Source organism: Citrobacter sp. Cpo015 (assembly GCF_030333035.1).
In the GTDB taxonomy this organism is placed as follows: Bacteria; Pseudomonadota; Gammaproteobacteria; order Enterobacterales; family Enterobacteriaceae; genus Citrobacter; species Citrobacter portucalensis.
The window spans coordinates 74,873-94,304 of sequence record NZ_JAOWGS010000031.1; the positions used below are offsets into that span (position 1 = coordinate 74,873).

The window sequence follows — 19,432 nt, forward strand, 5'->3', positions numbered from 1 at the left end:
CTGGCGGGGGCTAAAGCTATTTACGCGATACACCTGTTCAGAAAACAGCATGTTAATGGCAACCCCATCTGGACGCCGCCATCCTGGGATGGAAACGTCCGTTAGAGTTTAATTCGATAGTCAGCTCACACTAGCTCTTTGAGCTGCTCCTGCATATAGGTTGAAAAATACTCTGGGTTCTTGATAAGGATGCGGTTACCGGAGGCGACTTTTTCTGCCCATCCGGCCACTTTTTTCGTGAACTCGGGATTCCATCCCTCTTGCTCACCCCGTGCCATCACAACTTCCGGACTTGCTGGCACACCTAAGTCATGCAAATACTTTAAGATTCCCTTAGCGGTACTTTCATCCATTGAATGTGGTACTGACGCCGAAGTGTTCATACCACCAATAAAATCCAATGCTTTCTCAATTGCTGTTGGCATGCTCTTATCCTTAAAATTAACCACGTGAGAGACACATTTATACTATGTACCCAACTCCGCCGGGATATCAAAGAGAACATCGCCTTTATTTGACTTACCCCGCAGCTAAACGCTTGCGCGGCTGTTTTCTGCGCTATTTTTTTGCTTCTCCGGCTAAAACCAGCCCAGTTGCCACCGCATTACGCGGCCCTTCGGTACCTCGAATATTACCCTGCCCGGCGACAACGCCGTAATGCGCCAGCGCATCGGTGATCATCTGCGGGATTTCAAAATCCAGCGAAGAACCACCTACCAGCACCACAAAAGTCATATCGCGAATAGAGCCACCGGGTGACACCTGACGTAACGCGCGCAGGCAGTTGGTCACAAAAACCTTCTCTTTAGCCTGTCGGCGCACCAGACGGATTTTTTCCAGCGAAGTCTGGTTATCTACCGGGATCAGCTCGCCCTCTTTCAAGTACACCACTTTGGCGAATACTGACGGACTGAGCGGTTCGCGGAAAAACTCCACCGCGCCGTTCTCATGGCGAATGCTGAACAGGCTCTCCACTTTTGCCAGCGGGTATTTTTTTATTTCCTCCGCCAGAAATGCATCACTTAAGCCCAGCTCAGTTTGAATCAACAGGCTGACCATATTCCCCGCGCCGGCCAGATGTACCGCTTTCACTACGCCGTCGCTATTGATGACGGCGGCATCGGTAGATCCTGCGCCTAAGTCGAGGATCGCCAGCGGTGCGGCGCATCCGGGCGTAGTTAACGCCCCCGCCACGGCCATGTTGGCCTCCACGCCGCCAACTTCAACCGGCGTGTTTAACCGGGCGCTCAGCTCACTGGCGATGGCCTGCATCTGTAAACGATCGGCTTTCACCATCGCCGCAATGCCCACGGCGTTCTCCATTGAACACTCTCCGGCAATGCCGCCCTGCACCTTGCGCGGAATAAATGTATCAACCGCCAATAGATCCTGAATATGCACCGTGTTCATGTCATGACCGGTCAGCGAGGCCATCACCTTTCGCACCCGCTCCAGCATGCCGCCTGCGTGCGTGCCAGCTTCACCACGAATATCACACACGGGCGCGCAGGCGCTCATCGCCTGCATAATGGCCTGCGCGCCTTGCGCTACGTCGGCTTCACCGCCACGCTTTTCACCACGGATAAAGATCTTACCCGCCGGGATCACTCTTGATCGCACATCTCCCTGCGGGGTTTTCAGCACCACGGCGGAACGGTTGCCAATCAGCGCTCTGGCGATGGGGACAATAGTTTGCGTTTCCTCAGGGGTCAGGGCAAAGAAGGTCGCGATACCGTAAGGATTCGACAGCACCCGCACCACCTGTCCCGGGGCCGCCACTTCCACCGCCGCCAGCACGCCTTCCGGCACCTTCTCCAGCAGAGTGACTTCATCAACCACCGGTATTGGCCGATGCAGGCGATTATTCACCAGCACGCCATCATCTTTTTTCAGGATGGCCGCCACCACGTTGACGCCGCGATCCAGCGCTTCATTGATAAACCAAACCGCCTCAAGGAAATCCATCTCCTCACCCACCAACGGTATCCAACCCTGGGCAAATCGATCCTCGCTCAACGCCGCCAACTTCTCCACGGCGATGGTAGTTCCCATGCCCACGCCAACGCCGCCGGGCGTTTGCGGGTTATGGCCAATCATCGTTGATTCGGTAATGATGGTTTCAGTGATGGTTTCCATCGCCACATCGCCAATCACCGGTGCGGCCTCGTTGATGCAGATTTTTGCCACGTCCTGCAGCAACCACGGCGTTTTATCCAGCGCCTGCTGCAGGGACGCGATCACCCCGGCGATATTCTCCCGCGTGCCTTTCATCCCGGTCGTGGCGACAATCCCGCTGCCGATAAACCGGCCATCCTGCGCCAACGCCACTTCAGTGGTGGCGTTGCCGATATCGATCCCTGCTATTAACGGCATGCTGCCTCCGTCACTGGCTGCCTTTACGCAGTTTATTTCTCTGCTGGTATACCTCTGCCGATTCGCGGACAAACCCGGCGTTCACCGTGGCGTGCCAGGTGTGTTCCAGTTCATCGGCAATGGCCTGCAACTCGGCGAATGAAGAACGAAACGGCCTCAGTGCGTTGTAGATCTCCAGAATGCGGGCATCCGGGATCGCAATCAGTTCTGCCGCACGACGAAAATTGCGCGCCACGGCATGACGCTGCATCTGCTCGGCAATCTGCGCCTGGTACTCCAGCGTTTGCTGAGAAATACGCACATCCTGCGGCCCTACGTGGCCCGCCAGCACATTCTCAAGGGTAATGTCGGTTAGCGGCTTGCCGGTAGGCGTCTGGATTTTCTCCGGGCAGCGGGTGGCTAATGGGTAATCCTGCGCGGTCATGATGTTGTCGTTCATGGTCATTCCCTTACCAGTGCAATATGCAACGTGACAGGCGCAGCATCCTGCACCACGTGTTTGGTTTCTTTGATATGAAACAGCGCGGCCTTGGCCATAAACTTAGGGCGCACCATCTGGTCATTGACCACTGGCACCGGCGAAGGCGACTCTTTGCGTGCATAGCGCGCGGCGTTTTTACCAATCTGACGATAGGTTTCCAGCGTCAGCAGCGGAGCCTGAGAAAACAGTTCCAGGTTACTTAGCGGCAGCAGATCGCGCTGATGAATCACCGTGGTTCCTTTCGACTGGATACCAATCCCAATGCCTGAGCCGCTGAGATTTGCCGCATCCCATGCCATAAAAGAAACATCCGAGGTGCGCAGGATCCTCACTACTCGCGCATGCAGTCCCTCTTCTTCGATGCCTGCAACCAGCTCTTTCAAAATCGCGTTGTGCGGCATATCAATCAAGGTTTTATGCTGATACTTATCAAAGGCCGGGCCGACGCCAATCACCACCTCATCAACGCGCTCATCCGCGTTAGCCGCCTCGCCTTCGCTCACCTGTAAGGTGAAAACCGGCTTACGTTCAGTTGTGCATTCCACTGTGTACCGCCTTATTCGATCGAGCCGGGCTGAACCACGCCCGCAATATTTTTAATTTCCGCCCAGCGTTCGGCACTGATGCGATAGCCGGTACCAGGTCCCTGATAATCATTGATGTCGTTGACGGCGCTGACGACGTCGAACTGGCGATCCAGAATGGCCGACGTTTGCAGGTAATCACCGGTAACACGCTGTCTCAGCATGTTGAGGATATTGCTGGCGATATCTTCGAAGCCGCTGCAACTCAACGCGCCGACGATATCCAGCCCGGTGATATTGCGCTTCATCATCTCTTCCACGGCAGCCAAATCCTCAACGACATTACGCGCAGGCATATCTTTGCTGCCGTGAGCATAAGTAGCAGCTTCGACTTCTTCATCGCTAATCAGCGGCAGGCCCAGTTCGCGGAACACTGCCTGAATGGCGCGTGCGGCCTTATTGCGAATGGCGATGGTTTCCTCTTCCGTGACTGGACGCAGACCGCCGTCAACCATCAGATCGCGTTGCAGAATGTTGTAATCATCGAAATCTTCAGCGTCGAAGTTCGACCCGGCAAACATGTTGTCGTAGTTGGGTACCGCGCTGTAACCGGAGAAAATAAAGTCGGTACCCGGCAGCATCTGCATCAGGGTGCGGGCAGTACGGCGAATATCGGAGTGGGAAAAGGTCTGGTCATTGGCGGAGGCCACTTCAAGGTCGAGCATTGAGGCAATCAGGTTTTCCGCCAGCACCGCGCGGATCCCTGACGGCACTGCGCCGGTCATGCCGATACAGCTGACCGCGCCGTTTTGCAGCCCCTGTACGCCCGCGCCTTTGGTGATAAAAATGCAGCGCGACTCCAGATAAAGCATCGATTTACTTTCGGAATAGCCCATCAGCGCTTCCGAGCCGGTGCCGGAGGTGTAGCGCATCTTCAGACCACGCGACGCATAAGCCGAGGCGAGAAACGCTTTGGACCACGGCGTGTCATCACCGTCGGTAAACACCGATTCTGTGCCATACACCGACACCGTTTCGGCATAACTGGTTAGCCCTCGCATGCCCAACTCCAGCTCCGTGGCCTCTTCAACGGAACATTGCGTCAGCACACCGGGGCGACCGCACTGGGAACCCACCAGCAGTGCCAGGGCGTTAAACGGCGCGTAGCGGGCGATCCCGACCGTCGTTTCCTGCTCGGAAAAGCCGCGGATCCCCGCTTCAGCAGCGTCGGCGGCAATCTGTACCGGGTTATCTTTCAGGTTAGTCACGTGGCACTGGTTGGAGGGAGTGCGTCTGGCACGCATTTTTTGTAGCGCCATCATCATCTCCACCACGTTCATTTGCGCCATCACTTCCACCGCTTTCGCCGGGGTGATGGCGGTGGTAATGGCAATAATCTCTTCCCGACTGACGTGGATATCCACCAGCATTCTGGCGATTTCCAGCGCGTCGAGCTGCATGGCGCGCTCAGCTTCGGCCACGTTAATGGCATAATCGGCAATGAAACGGTCGATCATGTCGAACTCGGCGCGGCTCTTACCGTCCAGCTCAACAATACGACCATTTTCGACCTTCACCGACGACGCCGGATCGTAGGGGCTTTCCATGGCGATCAGCCCCTCTTCAGGCCATTCGCCAATCAGCCCATCCTGATTTACAGGCCGCTTCGCAAGCACTTCGAATCGTTTTGATCTTCTCATGATTTATTGACTCAAAAGGTAAAAAATAGGGACGCCGGGCCATATTGCCGGGGACACCACACCCGGTATTCGCCTTTCATCAGCAATGGCCGAACTCTAAATGAGCCAAGCAATAAAAAAATAAAATTAATTTCGTTCCAATTTGGCACCTAATAAAAACGCATCGTTCCATATTGAAACGCAATTCAGGAATATCCATCGTGAATTGTGACGAGGTTAAATGATCATTATCAATAAACGCAAAATCAGGGAAATGAATTTAATTTTTATGAAAAACCCACCCTATTGACTTAATAACGTGCGGCGAGAAAATAAGGTAAAGCCAATGATAAAAATAGCTGTTGCGCGATATGTTTCGTGACCTCAGCCCTACAACATTTTCAGGAGAGACTGTGAATAAGAGCCAACAAATTGCCACCATTACGCTGGCGGCTGCAAAAAAAATGGCGCAGGCCGTTGAGGCTAAAGCGCTTGAGATCAACGTTCCGGTGGTCTTTTCCGTGGTGGATCACGGCGGGAATACGCTGCTAATGCAACGCATGGACGATGCGTTTGTCACCAGCTGTGATATCTCTCTTAATAAAGCGTATACCGCCTGCTGCCTGCGCCAGGGTACCCATGAAATTACCGACGCGGTGCAACCTGGCGCTTCGCTATATGGTTTGCAGCTTACTAACCAACAGCGCATTGTTATTTTCGGCGGCGGCTTACCTGTCATATTAAACGGTAAATTAATTGGTGCCGTTGGCGTTAGCGGCGGCACTGTCGAACAAGACAGATTATTAGCAGAAACCGCACTGAATTGTTTCTCTGAATTATAATTTAAATCTAAGAAGGTATATTATGAGCTATCGTATGTTTGATTACCTGGTGCCAAATGTGAACTTCTTTGGCCCCAATGCTATTTCCGTTGTCGGCGAACGCTGCAAACTGTTAGGCGGTAAAAAAGCGCTGCTGGTTACAGATAAAGGTCTGCGGGCTATTAAAGACGGTGCGGTAGATAAAACCCTCGCCCATTTACGTGAAGCAGGCATTGACGTGGTGGTTTTTGACGGCGTTGAGCCAAATCCCAAAGACACCAACGTGCGCGATGGTCTGGAGGTCTTTCGCAAAGAGCATTGCGATATCATCGTTACCGTTGGCGGCGGTAGCCCGCATGACTGCGGTAAAGGCATCGGTATCGCGGCAACTCACGAAGGCGATCTCTACAGCTATGCCGGGATTGAAACCCTGACCAACCCGCTGCCGCCTATCGTTGCAGTGAATACCACTGCCGGTACCGCCAGCGAAGTCACCCGCCACTGCGTGCTGACCAATACCAAAACCAAAGTGAAGTTTGTGATTGTCAGCTGGCGCAACCTGCCGTCGGTCTCCATTAACGATCCGCTGCTGATGCTCGGCAAACCCGCTCCGCTGACCGCCGCGACCGGCATGGACGCCCTGACCCACGCCGTAGAAGCCTATATTTCCAAAGATGCCAACCCGGTCACCGACGCCGCCGCTATTCAGGCTATTCGCCTGATCGCACGCAACTTGCGTCAGGCCGTAGCGCTGGGCAGCAACCTGAAAGCTCGCGAGAACATGGCCTACGCCTCTCTGTTGGCGGGCATGGCCTTCAACAACGCCAACCTCGGCTACGTTCACGCAATGGCGCATCAGCTTGGCGGTCTGTACGACATGCCACACGGCGTGGCGAATGCCGTACTGCTCCCGCACGTGGCGCGCTATAACCTGATCGCTAACCCGGAGAAATTTGCCGATATCGCAGAATTTATGGGCGAAAACACTGACGGACTCTCCACCATGGATGCCGCCGAACTGGCCATTCACGCCATTGCCCGTCTCTCCGCTGACATCGGCATTCCGCAGCATTTGCGCGATCTGGGCGTTAAAGAAGCCGATTTCCCATATATGGCGGAAATGGCGCTGAAAGACGGCAATGCCTTCTCCAACCCGCGTAAAGGGAACGAGAAAGAAATTGCCGAGATCTTCCGTCAGGCATTCTGATAAATAAGGGGGCGCAATGTCACTTTCATCACCGGGCGTACATCTGTTTTATCACTCACGCTGGCAGGATACTAGCGTGCTTGATGAGCTGTGCTGGGGACTGGAAGAGCAAGGCGTCCCTTGCCGGGCAATCTGTTGCGACGAGCATGACTGCGCGCTGGCATTGAGCAAACTTGCGGCCAAAAGCTCAACGCTACGTGTCGGTCTGGGTCTTAACGCCACGGGTGATATTGCTTTAACCCACGCCCAGTTGCCCGAAGATCGGGCGCTGATCCGTGGGCATATCCGCGCCGGAATTGCGCAGATCCGAACGCTTGGCGCCAATGCCGGTCAACTGGTTAAAGTACTTCCCTTCAGCGAGATAAAATAAATGTACCGCATCTACACCCGAACCGGCGATAAAGGCACGACCGCGCTGTTTGGCGGCAGCCGTATCGACAAAGACGACATCCGCGTTGAGGCCTATGGCACGGTGGATGAACTGATTTCCCAGCTTGGCGTCTGCTATGCCAGCACGCACCAGGCTGAACTACGCCAGGATCTGCACGCCATGCAGAAGATGCTGTTTGTACTGGGTGCGGAACTCGCCAGCGATGAGAAAGGACTCGCTCGCTTACAACAGCGTATTGGCGATGAGGATATTCAGGCGCTGGAGCAGCTTATTGACCGCAATATGGCGCAAAGCGGCCCGCTCAAAGAGTTTGTTATTCCGGGGAAAAATCTGCCATCGGCACAGCTACACGTTGCGCGAACTCTGACGCGCCGACTGGAGCGGATCCTTATCGCAATGAGCAGAACGCTGACGTTACGCGATGAACCCAGGCGTTACATCAACCGACTGTCGGACGCGCTGTTCTCGATGGCGAGAATTGAAGAAACTAGTCCAGATGCTTGCGCTTAAACTGGCTGGCATCAATGTCGTATTGCTTCATCTTGCGCCACAAGGTAGTGCGACCAATGTTCAGCAGTTGCGACATCTCCTGTACGCGCCCGCTGGTGACGCGAGCAGCATGGATAATCGCCTCTTTTTCGATAGCGGTAAAGGTCAGACTGGCTGGCAGCAGTGAAGACGCCGTCTCCAGACCAGGACGTTCGGCAAACAGATAATCCGGTAGATTGCTCAGCCTAATATGGCCGTTATCACTGCTGATGGCGATGTTTTCGATAATGCTGTTCAGCTCAAAGTCATTGCCCGGCCACGAATAGGCCACCAGCTGTGCCAGCGCGTCGTCGTCGATCTTCAAACTGGATGAAAAGCGTTTTTTCAGGCTATTCAGCCGCGTATAAATCAGCGAGGGAATACTGTTACGCCGCGCCCGCAGCGGGGGGATCACTATCTCAAAAGAGTGCAGCGCGTAATACAGCTGACGGCTAAAGCGGTTTTGCTCCACCAGATTGGCGAGATCAACCGTGGTGGTGGCGATCACTTTGACATCCACCGGAATCAGCCGACGGGCATCCAGGCGGGTTAGTACCCCCTGCTTGATCACCTGTAACAGCGCAGATTGCAGCTCCGGCGCCAGATATTCAATTTTTTCCAGAAACAGCGTGCCGCCGTTCGCCAGTTCAAGACGGCTCAGCCGACCATTTTCATCGTCGGTGGGCGCACTGCCCATAAAATCCTGCCCCAGCACGCTGTTGGCATACAGCTGACAGTTCACGGCGATATACGGCCCGCTGGCGCGCTCGCTTTCGTTGTGAATGGCCTGGCTCAGCAGCTCCTTACCAACGCCCTCTTCCCCGCACAGCAGGATCGGGAAACTCCCCCTCGCCGCCTGGCGTCCAAAGTGGATCAAACGGCGGGTTTCCGGATCGTCAGTCGACATCTGCTCGAAGGTGTGACTCACCTTGCCGAGCTGGCTGGTCATCAGTTGGCGCATTTGCTCCACCGGATGCAGCAGCAGGATAAAGCTGTTGCCCTGCTCCTCAACAATCGGTTTCAGGGTGATGACGGCATCAACAAACTGATGCTGGCTTTCAAAGGTAACTTCGACGTGATTCAGGCCGCGGGCATGTTTGATCGCCCGGCGCAGCAGCATGGGGAGATTGAGCAGATCGTGAATATTTTTTCCCTGGCTGGCCTGTGCATCGAGATGCAAAAGCAGCGCCGCACGCGCATTGAGGAACTGCAATACGCCCTGTTCGTTCCAGGCCATCACACCATCATCCATACTTTCCAGTAGCCCGTACATCTGGTTCAGATGGCGGTTGGATTCAGCCAGCAGGCTGTCGGTCAGCAAAGAGTTGCCGACTTCTCTGGCTATCGCCAGCGTCAGGGATAAATCAGAAACGCACTCATGCTCCACCAGACAACACAGCGAGATGGAGCCGAACAGTCGACCATGGTTATCGAAGACCGGCGTCGAGCAGAACGACCACGGATGCAGCGCCTGTTTAAAATGCTGATCGCCAGAGGTTTTTGTCGGCTGGCCCGGCATCGTCGCCAGCGACAGGGCACAACTGCCAATGATGCTTTCCGCACAGTAGCTGCCGTCGCGAAACCCAAGCTCCGCCAGCTGTTCCACCGTCTGTGGGTCGCCGCAACGGCTGAGGATACAGGCTGATTCATCCAGAATCAGCAGCGCGCACGGGCGGCCGTCCATAAACTCCCAGGCATCTTCCAGCGCAGCCTGAGCGATCGTCAGCAACGCCGTCTTGCGACGACAAATCGACTCAAAGGTCAGCCCTTGCGCCTGATGCGGCGCCTGCCAGGTTTCCCGCTGCATAAACTTGCTGCAACGATGCCATGACTGGGCAATGACTGAAGAGACTTCCTTCCCGATGCTATGCGTGTGCGCCGTCATATCCCTTTCCGCTGTTTAACCATAGACAACCCCTCCGGCAGAGACTGTCAGAGGGGGAGAAGATGCCGGATAAAAACCTACCGACGACTGATTAACGCGCCAGCCACTGCTGCCCCAGCAGGTCTGCCGTCAGAATAGCGGCATGTACGCTTTCAGGCGTTACCGGGAACGGCATATTATGGATGGTTTCACCTTCTGCACAGGTCGCTTTCGCCACCGCCATGATCTTGCCGTCAACGTCTTCTTTCACGCCCATTTCCGCTAACGTTACCGGCAGGCCTACTTTCTGACAGAAATTCAGCACGGTTTCGATCTCTTCCATCGGGCTGTTTTGCAACACCAGCTGCGCCAGCGTACCAAAGGCGACTTTTTCACCGTGGTACAAATGGTGGCACTCTTCCAGAATCGTAAAGCCGTTGTGGATCGCATGCGCCCCTGCCAGACCGCTGCTTTCAAAGCCGATGCCGCTGAGGTAAGTGTTAGCTTCGACAATACGCTCCAGCGCATCGGTCACCACGCCGGCCTGCGCGGCAAAGCGTGCCTTCTCGCCTTCCGCCAGCAGGGTATCATAGCACAAGCGCGCCAGGCTCAGCGCCGCCACGGTGGACTGTCCGCCCGCCATGCTGGTCGCTCTGGCGTCATAACAGGCTTTCGCTTCAAACCAGGTCGAGAGCGCATCGCCCATCCCGGCCACCAGCAGACGTACCGGCGCTTTGGCAATGATTGCAGTGTCCATCACTACCATATCCGGGTTTTTCGGGTAGATTAGATACTCTTCAAACTCACCGGCTTCGGTATAGATAACGGACAGCGCGCTGGTTGGCGCATCGGTAGACGCGATAGTCGGGATCACCACCACCGGCAACTTCTGGTAGTAGCCAATCGCTTTGGCGGTATCCAGCGTTTTCCCACCACCAATCCCAACCACGCCGCGGCAACCGTGCTGTTTCAGAATGGTAATCAGGCGATTAATTTCAACATGGCTACATTCACCGTTAAAGCGTTCCGCATGGCAGCTAATGTCGTGGCTGTGCAGGCCGTTGAGTACCTTCTCTCCCGCCAGTTTCATCACGAAGTCATCCGCAATCACGAAAAAGCTGTCCGCCAGATTTTTAGCGTATTGACCAAACAAGGTGGAAGCGTCAGGACCCTGGAGATATTTGGCTGGAGATTGAATAACTTTTAGCATTCCTTTCATCCTCAAATAAGTACATGTTTTTACATGGTGAGCCCTGGCGTTAACCTGTTTGGCCTGATGCTGACGGCGAAAACGGGAGGTACCGGAGCGATGCAATAACTGTATGGCGAGGCGTGCACAAAAAAATCTTTCGTCTTTTTGTTCTGATATGAAACAGATAAAAACAACACATGTTTCATATTGGAACGCTTAACCATAAAAAATATAAGGTTTGCGATCCCGATCCGTGCATTTGCCACCAAATCTCCGGCACAGACGAATCTCACTTTCTCTTTTACCCACTCACTTGCCAAAATACCGGTAAAAAAAAGCTGACAGTACCGTGTGACCTGCATTCATCGCGAGAGGAAAAAGTCGAGCGAGCTCGCATTGTGGTCGTTCCCCGTTCTTTTAGGTTTCATTTCGGAACAAAAAACAATAACAACGTTCCGTAATGAAACTCATTTTAACGTTGTTTTTTTCCACGCTGACTTCGCCAGAATCTCTCTATCGCCTCCGCACCATGACCATGCTTCCGGGGGTTTGTCTTACACTCAACCTCAAGGAGCCGTTATGTCTCAATTCTTTTTTAATCAACGCACCCATCTCGTGAGCGACGTCATCGACGGTACGATTATCGCCAGCCCGTGGAATAACCTGGCGCGTCTGGAAAGCGATCCGGCCATTCGCATCGTGGTCCGTCGTGACCTCAACAAAAATAACGTAGCGGTCATTTCCGGCGGCGGTTCAGGGCACGAACCCGCGCACGTTGGGTTTATCGGTAAAGGTATGCTAACCGCCGCAGTCTGTGGCGACGTGTTCGCTTCCCCGAGCGTAGATGCGGTACTGACCGCCATTCAGGCGGTAACCGGTGAGGCGGGCTGTTTGTTGATCGTGAAAAATTACACCGGTGACCGTCTTAATTTCGGTCTTGCCGCCGAGAAAGCCCGTCGCCTTGGTTACAACGTTGAAATGCTGATTGTCGGCGATGACATCTCCCTGCCGGATAACAAACACCCGCGCGGCATTGCGGGAACCATCCTGGTGCATAAAATCGCGGGCTATTTTGCCGAACGCGGCTACAACCTCGCCACCGTCCTGCGTGAAGCGCAATACGCGGCCAATAACACCTTCAGTCTGGGCGTTGCGCTTTCCAGCTGTCATCTGCCGCAAGAAACCGACGCCGCACCGCGTCATCATCCGGGCCACGCGGAGCTGGGTATGGGCATTCATGGCGAACCAGGCGCCTCGGTCATCGACACCCAGAACAGTGCGCAGGTGGTGAACCTGATGGTGGATAAACTGCTGGCTGCCCTGCCTGAAACCGGCCGTCTGGCGGTGATGATTAACAATCTTGGCGGCGTTTCTGTTGCCGAAATGGCCATCATTACCCGCGAACTGGCCAGCAGCCCGCTGCATCCGCGTATCGACTGGCTGATTGGCCCGGCCTCGCTGGTTACCGCACTGGATATGAAAGGCTTTTCGCTGACGGCCATCGTGCTGGAAGAGAGCATCGAAAAAGCGCTGCTCACAGAGGTGGAAACCAGTAACTGGCCGACGCCGGTCCCACCGCGTGAAATCAGCTGTGTACCGTCATCTCAGCGTAGCGCACGCGTGGAATTCCAGCCTTCGGCAAATGCCCTGGTGGCCGGGATTGTGGAGCTTGTCACCACAACCCTTTCCGATCTGGAGACCCATCTTAATGCGCTGGATGCCAAAGTCGGCGATGGCGATACCGGTTCAACCTTTGCCGCAGGCGCGCGCGAAATTGCCGGTCTGTTGCATCGTCAGCAGTTGCCGCTGGATAACCTTGCCACGCTGTTTGCGCTGATTGGCGAACGTCTGACCGTGGTGATGGGCGGTTCCAGCGGTGTGCTGATGTCTATTTTCTTTACCGCCGCCGGGCAGAAACTGGAACAGGGAGCTAACGTTGCCGAAGCCCTGAATACGGGACTGGCGCAGATGAAGTTCTACGGCGGCGCAGACGAAGGCGATCGCACCATGATTGATGCGCTGCAACCGGCTCTGACTTCGCTGCTCACGCAGCCGCAAAATCTGCAGGCCGCCTTCGACGCCGCGCAAGCGGGAGCCGAACGAACCTGTTTGTCGAGCAAAGCCAATGCGGGTCGCGCATCGTATCTGAGCAGCGAAAGCCTGCTCGGAAATATGGACCCCGGCGCGCATGCCGTCGCAATGGTATTTAAAGCGCTGGCAGAGAGTGAATTGAGCTAAGCCATAAGTGCCTGATAAGGCACTTGCGCCGCCATCCGGCGAAGATACGCCTGATGCGCTGCGCTTATCAGGCCTACGAGTACAAACCTTTGTAGGCCGGATAAGGCACTTGCGCCGCCATCCGGCGAAGAAGTGCCTGATGCGCTGCGCTTATCAGGCCTACGAGTGCAAACTTTTGTAGGCCGGATAAAGCGCTTGCGCCGCCATCCGGCAAAGATACGCCTGATGCGCTGCGCTTATCAGGCCGATGAGTGCAAACTTTTGTAGGCCGGATAAGGCGCTTGCGCCGCCATCCGGCGAAGAAATGCCTGATGCGCTGCGCTTATCAGGCCTACGAGTGCAAACCTATGTAGGCCGGATAAGGCGCTTGCGCCGCCATCCGGCGAAGATACGCCTGATGCGCTGCGCTTATCAGGCCTACGAGTACAAACCTATGTAGGCCGGATAAGGCAACGCCGCCATCCGGCAGAACGTTAACGATAAACGCGGATCCCGCCCTCTACGCCGCGGCTAAACAGCACCTGCCAAAGCTCAATATCTCTGGCGCGGAAAGCCCCTGCGCAGGCACATAAATAATAATTAAACATTCTTCTGAAGGTGGCGGAATAACGTGATGACAGCTCCGGCCAGGCCTGATTAAAGCGCTCATGCCAGGCCATCAGCGTTTTATCATAATCGCTGCCGAAGTTATGCCAGTCCTCCATCACAAACCGTGATTCGCTGGCCTCGGCAATATGGGAAATCGACGGTAAGCAACCGTTCGGGAAAATGTATTTATTGATCCACGGATCGACGCTCATCCCTTTTTTATTGCTGCCAATAGTATGCAGCAGGAACAGTCCGTCCGGTTTTAAACAACGGTCGGCGATGCTGAAATAGGTGTCGTAGTTTTTCGGCCCGACGTGTTCAAACATCCCCACAGACACAATGCGATCGTAGTGTTTATCAAGATCGCGATAATCCTGCAGCAGAATGTTAACGTCCAGCCCTTCACAGCGCTGCTGCGCCATTTTCTGCTGCTCTTTGGAAATGGTAACGCCTTCTACCGCCACGCCATAATGACGCGCCGCATATTCTGCCAACCCGCCCCATCCACAACCGATATCGAGTAAACGCATACCCGGCTTAAGCTGCAGCTTCTCGCAGATCATTTTTAATTTGGCATTTTGCGCTTCGTCTAATGTGGTCGCGTCTTTCCAGTAACCGCAGGAATATTGCATATGCGGATCAAGCATCAGCGCAAAGAGATCGTTACCAATATCATAATGTTCTTTACCGACGATCCATGCGCGGCTACGTGACTGCAAATTAAACAGGCGTGCGCTGGCAATGCGCAAAATATCTTTCAGATTACCTGGCATCTGCTGGTCGAGTTTTGCTTTCAGGATTTTGCAGAACAGAATATCGAGCCGTTCGCAGTCCCACCAGCCTTCCATATAGCTTTCGCCAAGCCCTAATGAGCCTTGTTGCAATACCCGTTTAAAGAAACCAGTATGATGAAGTTGAATGTCCCAGGCGCGCGAGCCATTAATTCTGATATCCGCTTGCGAAAGCAGCTCTTTTCCCATTCGGGTCCAGTTATCATTTGTTTCATTGACGATGACAGCATCTGAACAAAGCGAGTTCATGGTATTTACCAAAAGTGGGCTAAAAATTATTACGCAAGATTATTATGGAAAAAAGAGTGTATGTATTATGATCCGCGGACAAGATCTATCGAGCAGCGGACACACCATCGGGAGCATTGACGATTCATTTATGGAAACTCTCGCGCAAAAACAGTGGAACTCCTTCCCGGATAACTCCATGACCGAACTGCCGCAGGACGTATTCTTTCGCTCTTATGTCCTGGAAGCCAACCACCATGTACCGCAGCATTCACACTCTTTTATGCAGTTTCATTTCGCCCGCAAAGGCAGCATGCGCATTGATGTTGCCGGTAAGTGCTGGATAATCCCGGCGCATTATGGCATTTGGATCCCAAATAATACGGAGCATGCGGTTTGGGCATTAGATGATGTGTATTTAGAAAATCTGGATATTAAACCGGGTTTTCTTGAAGAGAGCATCAATGAATGCAAAGTAGTGGCTATCAGTGATTTCGCCAGAGAGTTTATTCATTACGCCACGAATTCAATTTCAGGCCATTATGATAGTCAGTCAAAAGAGGGCAAGCTGGTTAGTGTGCTGGTCGATATTATTCTGCAACTCCCGGAAGTCGCTTTTGTATTACCCTGGCCGCAGGATCGTGAATTAACCAAAGTCTGCCGAACAATACAAGAATCCCCCGCACTGGAGCATTCGGTTGAATACTGGGCGCAGCATTTGGGTATGTCTGCCCGTACCTTTTCACGCCATTTCAAAAAAGAAACCGGATTGCCTTTCAGCGTCTGGAAGCAAAAAATGCGAATACTTGAATCGGTATTAATGCTGAAGAAAAATAAAAGCGTAACCGCCGTGGCACTCGACGTTGGGTATTCAAGCACCGCGGCATTTAGCTACGCATTCCGCCAGGCGTTTGGCGTTCCGCCCTCTAATTACTGATTAACGGCGTTGATGCCAGTAAGCCGCTGCACGAACCCGTTGCTGATCGAACGCCTCGGTTTCAAAACGAGCACTCAGGTTTTTGACCACCTTGCCTTCGCCGGTGATCCAGATGAAATAATCGTCTGCGGGCACGCTTAGCCGCGATAAGTGTTCATTCACCGCCTGCTCATCATGGCCGATAAACCACTGAAGAGTAAATCCGTCGAGATGGGCAAAATAGTCCTGGTAGGCTGCATCCTGCACGCTAACCAGCGCCGTGACGTGCGGACGTACCGCCAAACGGCTGAGCGACTCCAGGCGTCGGCGCAACGCGGGCATTCCCGACTCATCACACACGTAAACCTGATACGCATAGTCCTCTGGTACCACCAAAGAACCGCGCGGCCCGCCGATCGTCAGCTTGTCACCCCCACGGGCATTCATCGCCCACGTACTTGCCACGCCGCCGTCATGAATATAGAAATCCAGTGCCAGCTCATGGCGCGTTTCGTCATACAACGGCGTGTAGTCACGGGATAACGGACGTACACCGTCAGCCCAGACAATGCCTTCATCGGTGACGACAGGTGGTACAAAGTTGCTGCCCGGTTCAGGGAAAAAGACCTTGGTATGGTCGTCAAAGCCGTGTGAGCTAAAACCGTCCAGAGCGTCACCGCCCAGTACAATACGCTGAAAGCCCGCGCTAATACGCTCTACGCGCAGGACAGTAAGTTCTCGAAAACGCAGTTCATTGCGAACGCGCTGTGGGTAGCGTGAGATGTTTTTTGTCATTTTTTCGCCTTGTGAAGATAATACGATATATCTAAATTGATTTTTTAAATGATAATGATTGCTAATCAAAAATATTGCAAGCACTTTTTGATATAGTTAACTTATGATTACCCAGTTATCACAGACACATAAAAATAGATAATAATCATAATGTTATACAACATTTTATTTGTAGACTTGCAAACTGATAATTTTTAGATATAAATTAGATATATCTAAACAACATCAGGAGACGATGATGCAAAACCATCATGAAGGTTGCTGTAAGCACTCAGAGCACCAACACGAAGGCTGCTGCAAGGGTGAAGGACATCACCATGAAGGCCGCCACAACGAGCACCATGCAGGTTGCTGCAAAGGTGAAGAACATCGCCATGAAGGCTGTAACAAAGAACATCACCACAAGCAGGGTTGCGGACATCGCCACGGTCGTGGTGGCGGCGGAGGGGGTCGTCGTCAGCGGTTCTTCGGCCACGGCGAATTACGCCTGGTGATTCTGGATATCTTGACCCGCGACGCCAGCCACGGCTATGAGCTGATTAAAGCGATTGAAACCCTGACCCAGGGTAATTACACCCCAAGCCCGGGCGTTATCTATCCAACGCTGGATTTCTTGCAGGATCAGGCACTGATCACCGTCAGCGACGAGGAAGGTGGGCGTAAACAGATTGCGATCACGACTCAGGGCCAGCAGTGGCTGGATGAGAACCGTGAACATCTGGAACATATCCACGAACGGATTAAAGCCCGCTGCGTAGGTTTTGAATTACGCAAAAATCCACAGATGAAACGCGCGCTGGAAAACTTCAAAGCCGTGCTGGATCTACGCGTCAATCATGGTGATACCAGCGATGCGCAGATCAAAAAAATCATCGGTATTATCGATCGCGCTGCACTGGATATTACTCAGCTGGATTAATCTGCACAGCAGGCGGAACCCATATGCCTGACGTTCCGCCTGTATTTTTAGTATTAATGCAGCACCGTAACCGCATCTTCCAGACGACCAGCGCGATGTTTCACCATCGCGGAAATCTGCGCACTCTCTTCAACCAGTTCGGCGTTTTTCTGTGTAATGTTGCTTAATTCATTCACCGCGCGGGTCAGGTTGGAAAGACCATCTGACTGTTCCAGCGTGGAGTGGCTGATTTGGGCGATCAGCTGAGTGACGTTTTGCACCTGCGCCACAATATCGTCCATCGTGCGTCCTGCGGCGTGAACCTGGTCAGATCCGGACTGCACCTTGTCAGCGCTGGCATCAATCAACTTGCGGATATCATTGGCTGCACTGGCGCTACGGCTAGCAAGATGACGTACTTCTCCCGCCACCACGGCGAACCCTTTCCCTTGCTCGCCCGCCCGCGCGGCTTCAACAGCGGCATTCAAAGCCAGAATGTTGGTCTGGAAGGCAATATCGTTAATCAGCGTCGTAATGGTGCCGATCCGCTGGGTGCTGTTGGCGATATCGTCCATGGTTTTGATGACGGTATCCATCGCCTCACCGCCGTGCGTTGCCGCGCTACTGGCGGCAATAGAGAGCTTATCGGCCGCGGCGGCGGTCTCTGAGTTTTGTTTCACCGATGCCGCCATCTGATTCATGGTGGTCACCGTTTCCTGCACGTTCTCGACAGTCTGCTGCGTATGCTTGTTTAAATCATCGCTGCCTTTCGCCAGCGTTTCGCTGTCGCTGCGCACGCAACTCACCTGGCTGGAGACGTCGTGAATGAGCCAGCGACACATTAATCCAAGTTGGCCCACTGCTCGTAGCATCAGGCCCAGTTCATCACTACGGTTAAGATGCGACACGCTGTTCCGCTCACCGGTCGCCACTTTCAGCGCCTGACGGGTGACATTCTCAATAGGACGCACAATTTGCCATTCGAAAATAGCCGTTCCAAAAAGCATCACCAATGCACTCATCAGCTGTAACGGCCATTCGGCGCCCATTTGCTGCAATGCGACCGCTAGCAGGACAAACATGAATGCCATCACGCTGCGCACCCGCCAGCGAATCGGCATCGCCGGCAGTTTACCCAGCCAGCCTTTGCGTACCACCAGCCCTTTATGAATACGTCGGTTGCAACGTCCTTCGTTCAGCGCTTTATATAAAGGCTCTACCGCCGCAATTTCCTCGTCAGTAGCCCGGGTACGAATCGACATATACCCGGTCACGCGTCCTTCCCGCACCATCGGTACCGCATTGGCCCTCACCCAGTAGTGATCGCCATTCTTACGCCGGTTTTTCACAATCCCGCTCCATGGCTCGCCCTGCTTCAGGGTGTACCACATATCCGCAAACGCCGCTTTTGGCATGTCCGGATGACGAACCTGATTGTGCGGCTTATCGAGCAATTCATTCAGCTGATAGCCACTGACCTGGACAAATGTATCGTTCGCATGGGTGATATAGCTTTGTAAATCGGTGGTAGACATGAGGGTGATATCATCATCCAGCGGTGTATTTTGCTGACTAACGTAGGGATGAGAAGACATGATTGCGTCCTGTGCAGGTTATCTGGTTGTTAACTCTTTCGGCTTATGTTATTTCGGCGATAATTTTTTTATCTTTAGTTGTTAAATTTGATTTAGATCGCAATTTGCGATTAAACCTCAAAATCTGTACGCATTCTAATCCATTGATTTAAAATACTTTCATCTAGTAACTATTCAACGTCACTTCTACCAGCGCACCGTCACAGTGCAAATATTGCCCATTTTTAGCGCAAATTTGCGTTTATTCGATCTGTTTTCAGGCTCCTTACTTGGGCAAAATGCCAGCAAATGTTAAATCGCGGCATTAAATGTTGCGTAAATGA

General features: G+C 53.4%; 17 protein-coding genes. 7 read left to right on the forward strand and 10 right to left on the reverse strand.

Annotated features, from left to right (window positions below):
* Positions 1–125: 125 nt before the first annotated feature.
* The 5 genes from OGY67_RS11435 to OGY67_RS11455 form a co-directional block, all read right to left on the reverse strand.
* Positions 126–449, reverse strand: coding sequence for a DUF1889 family protein (locus OGY67_RS11435; protein ID WP_001573898.1), 324 nt, complete (start codon positions 447–449; stop codon positions 126–128).
* 109 nt (positions 450–558) lie between these two features.
* Positions 559–2,373 carry a diol dehydratase reactivase subunit alpha gene (locus OGY67_RS11440; RefSeq protein ID WP_286573976.1) on the reverse strand — a complete coding sequence of 605 codons (1,815 nt, stop codon included), beginning with the start codon at positions 2,371–2,373 and terminating at the stop codon, positions 559–561.
* Positions 2,374–2,383: 10 nt separating this feature from the next.
* The gene (locus tag OGY67_RS11445) at positions 2,384–2,812 is read right to left on the reverse strand and encodes a diol dehydratase small subunit (protein ID WP_258885863.1); all 429 of its coding nucleotides are present in this window, start codon (positions 2,810–2,812) and stop codon (positions 2,384–2,386) included.
* Between the two features lie 2 nt (positions 2,813–2,814).
* Positions 2,815–3,399, reverse strand: coding sequence for a propanediol/glycerol family dehydratase medium subunit (locus OGY67_RS11450; protein ID WP_008785852.1), 585 nt, complete (start codon positions 3,397–3,399; stop codon positions 2,815–2,817).
* Positions 3,400–3,410: 11 nt separating this feature from the next.
* Positions 3,411–5,078: a propanediol/glycerol family dehydratase large subunit gene (locus OGY67_RS11455; RefSeq protein ID WP_057067396.1), complete on the reverse strand. Its 1,668-nt coding sequence runs from the start codon at positions 5,076–5,078 to the stop codon at positions 3,411–3,413.
* A 392-nt stretch (positions 5,079–5,470) separates the two neighbouring features.
* Between OGY67_RS11455 and OGY67_RS11460 the strand changes: the two genes are divergently transcribed.
* Genes OGY67_RS11460 through OGY67_RS11475 form a run of 4 tightly spaced genes read left to right on the forward strand, consistent with a single transcriptional unit; the run spans position 5,471 to position 7,986 of the window.
* Positions 5,471–5,899 (forward strand): GlcG/HbpS family heme-binding protein, encoded by a 429-nt coding sequence (locus tag OGY67_RS11460; protein WP_003828504.1) that lies wholly within the window; start codon positions 5,471–5,473, stop codon positions 5,897–5,899.
* Positions 5,900–5,921: 22 nt separating this feature from the next.
* On the forward strand, positions 5,922–7,085 hold the full coding sequence (dhaT, locus tag OGY67_RS11465; RefSeq protein WP_003024734.1) for a 1,3-propanediol dehydrogenase: 1,164 nt from the start codon (positions 5,922–5,924) through the stop codon (positions 7,083–7,085).
* 16 nt (positions 7,086–7,101) lie between these two features.
* Positions 7,102–7,455, forward strand: a complete 354-nt coding sequence (locus OGY67_RS11470; RefSeq protein ID WP_286573977.1) for a glycerol dehydratase reactivase beta/small subunit family protein — start codon at positions 7,102–7,104, stop codon at positions 7,453–7,455.
* The gene (locus OGY67_RS11475) at positions 7,456–7,986 is read left to right on the forward strand and encodes a cob(I)yrinic acid a,c-diamide adenosyltransferase (protein ID WP_008785856.1); all 531 of its coding nucleotides are present in this window, start codon (positions 7,456–7,458) and stop codon (positions 7,984–7,986) included.
* On the opposite strand, the gene dhaR is transcribed toward OGY67_RS11475, so the two are convergent.
* Both dhaR and OGY67_RS11485 read right to left on the reverse strand, forming a co-directional pair.
* Positions 7,964–9,889, reverse strand: coding sequence for a dihydroxyacetone kinase operon transcriptional regulator DhaR (gene dhaR / locus OGY67_RS11480; protein ID WP_003828512.1), 1,926 nt, complete (start codon positions 9,887–9,889; stop codon positions 7,964–7,966). The genes OGY67_RS11475 and dhaR overlap by 23 nt on opposite strands.
* A gap of 91 nt (positions 9,890–9,980) precedes the next feature.
* On the reverse strand, positions 9,981–11,078 hold the full coding sequence (locus tag OGY67_RS11485; RefSeq protein ID WP_079935257.1) for a glycerol dehydrogenase: 1,098 nt from the start codon (positions 11,076–11,078) through the stop codon (positions 9,981–9,983).
* A gap of 561 nt (positions 11,079–11,639) precedes the next feature.
* Between OGY67_RS11485 and OGY67_RS11490 the strand changes: the two genes are divergently transcribed.
* Entirely contained in the window at positions 11,640–13,298 is a 1,659-nt protein-coding gene (locus OGY67_RS11490; protein WP_048215500.1) for a glycerone kinase, read from the forward strand.
* Between the two features lie 473 nt (positions 13,299–13,771).
* Here the strand turns inward: OGY67_RS11490 and cfa are convergent, their stop codons facing one another.
* Positions 13,772–14,926 carry a cyclopropane fatty acyl phospholipid synthase gene (gene cfa, locus OGY67_RS11495; RefSeq protein WP_048225647.1) on the reverse strand — a complete coding sequence of 385 codons (1,155 nt, stop codon included), beginning with the start codon at positions 14,924–14,926 and terminating at the stop codon, positions 13,772–13,774.
* Between the two features lie 67 nt (positions 14,927–14,993).
* Here cfa and OGY67_RS11500 point away from each other — a divergent pair, with 67 nt between their 5' ends.
* Positions 14,994–15,842: a helix-turn-helix domain-containing protein gene (locus tag OGY67_RS11500; RefSeq protein ID WP_003828520.1), complete on the forward strand. Its 849-nt coding sequence runs from the start codon at positions 14,994–14,996 to the stop codon at positions 15,840–15,842.
* Here the strand turns inward: OGY67_RS11500 and OGY67_RS11505 are convergent, their stop codons facing one another.
* Entirely contained in the window at positions 15,843–16,616 is a 774-nt protein-coding gene (locus tag OGY67_RS11505) for a siderophore-interacting protein (protein WP_057067405.1), read from the reverse strand.
* 235 nt (positions 16,617–16,851) lie between these two features.
* On the opposite strand from OGY67_RS11505, the gene OGY67_RS11510 reads away from it, so the two are divergent.
* Entirely contained in the window at positions 16,852–17,535 is a 684-nt protein-coding gene (locus OGY67_RS11510) for a PadR family transcriptional regulator (protein ID WP_286573978.1), read from the forward strand.
* A gap of 53 nt (positions 17,536–17,588) precedes the next feature.
* Here OGY67_RS11510 and OGY67_RS11515 read toward each other — a convergent pair whose 3' ends face one another.
* Positions 17,589–19,109 (reverse strand): methyl-accepting chemotaxis protein, encoded by a 1,521-nt coding sequence (locus OGY67_RS11515; RefSeq protein ID WP_286573979.1) that lies wholly within the window; start codon positions 19,107–19,109, stop codon positions 17,589–17,591.
* Positions 19,110–19,432: the final 323 nt, after the last annotated feature.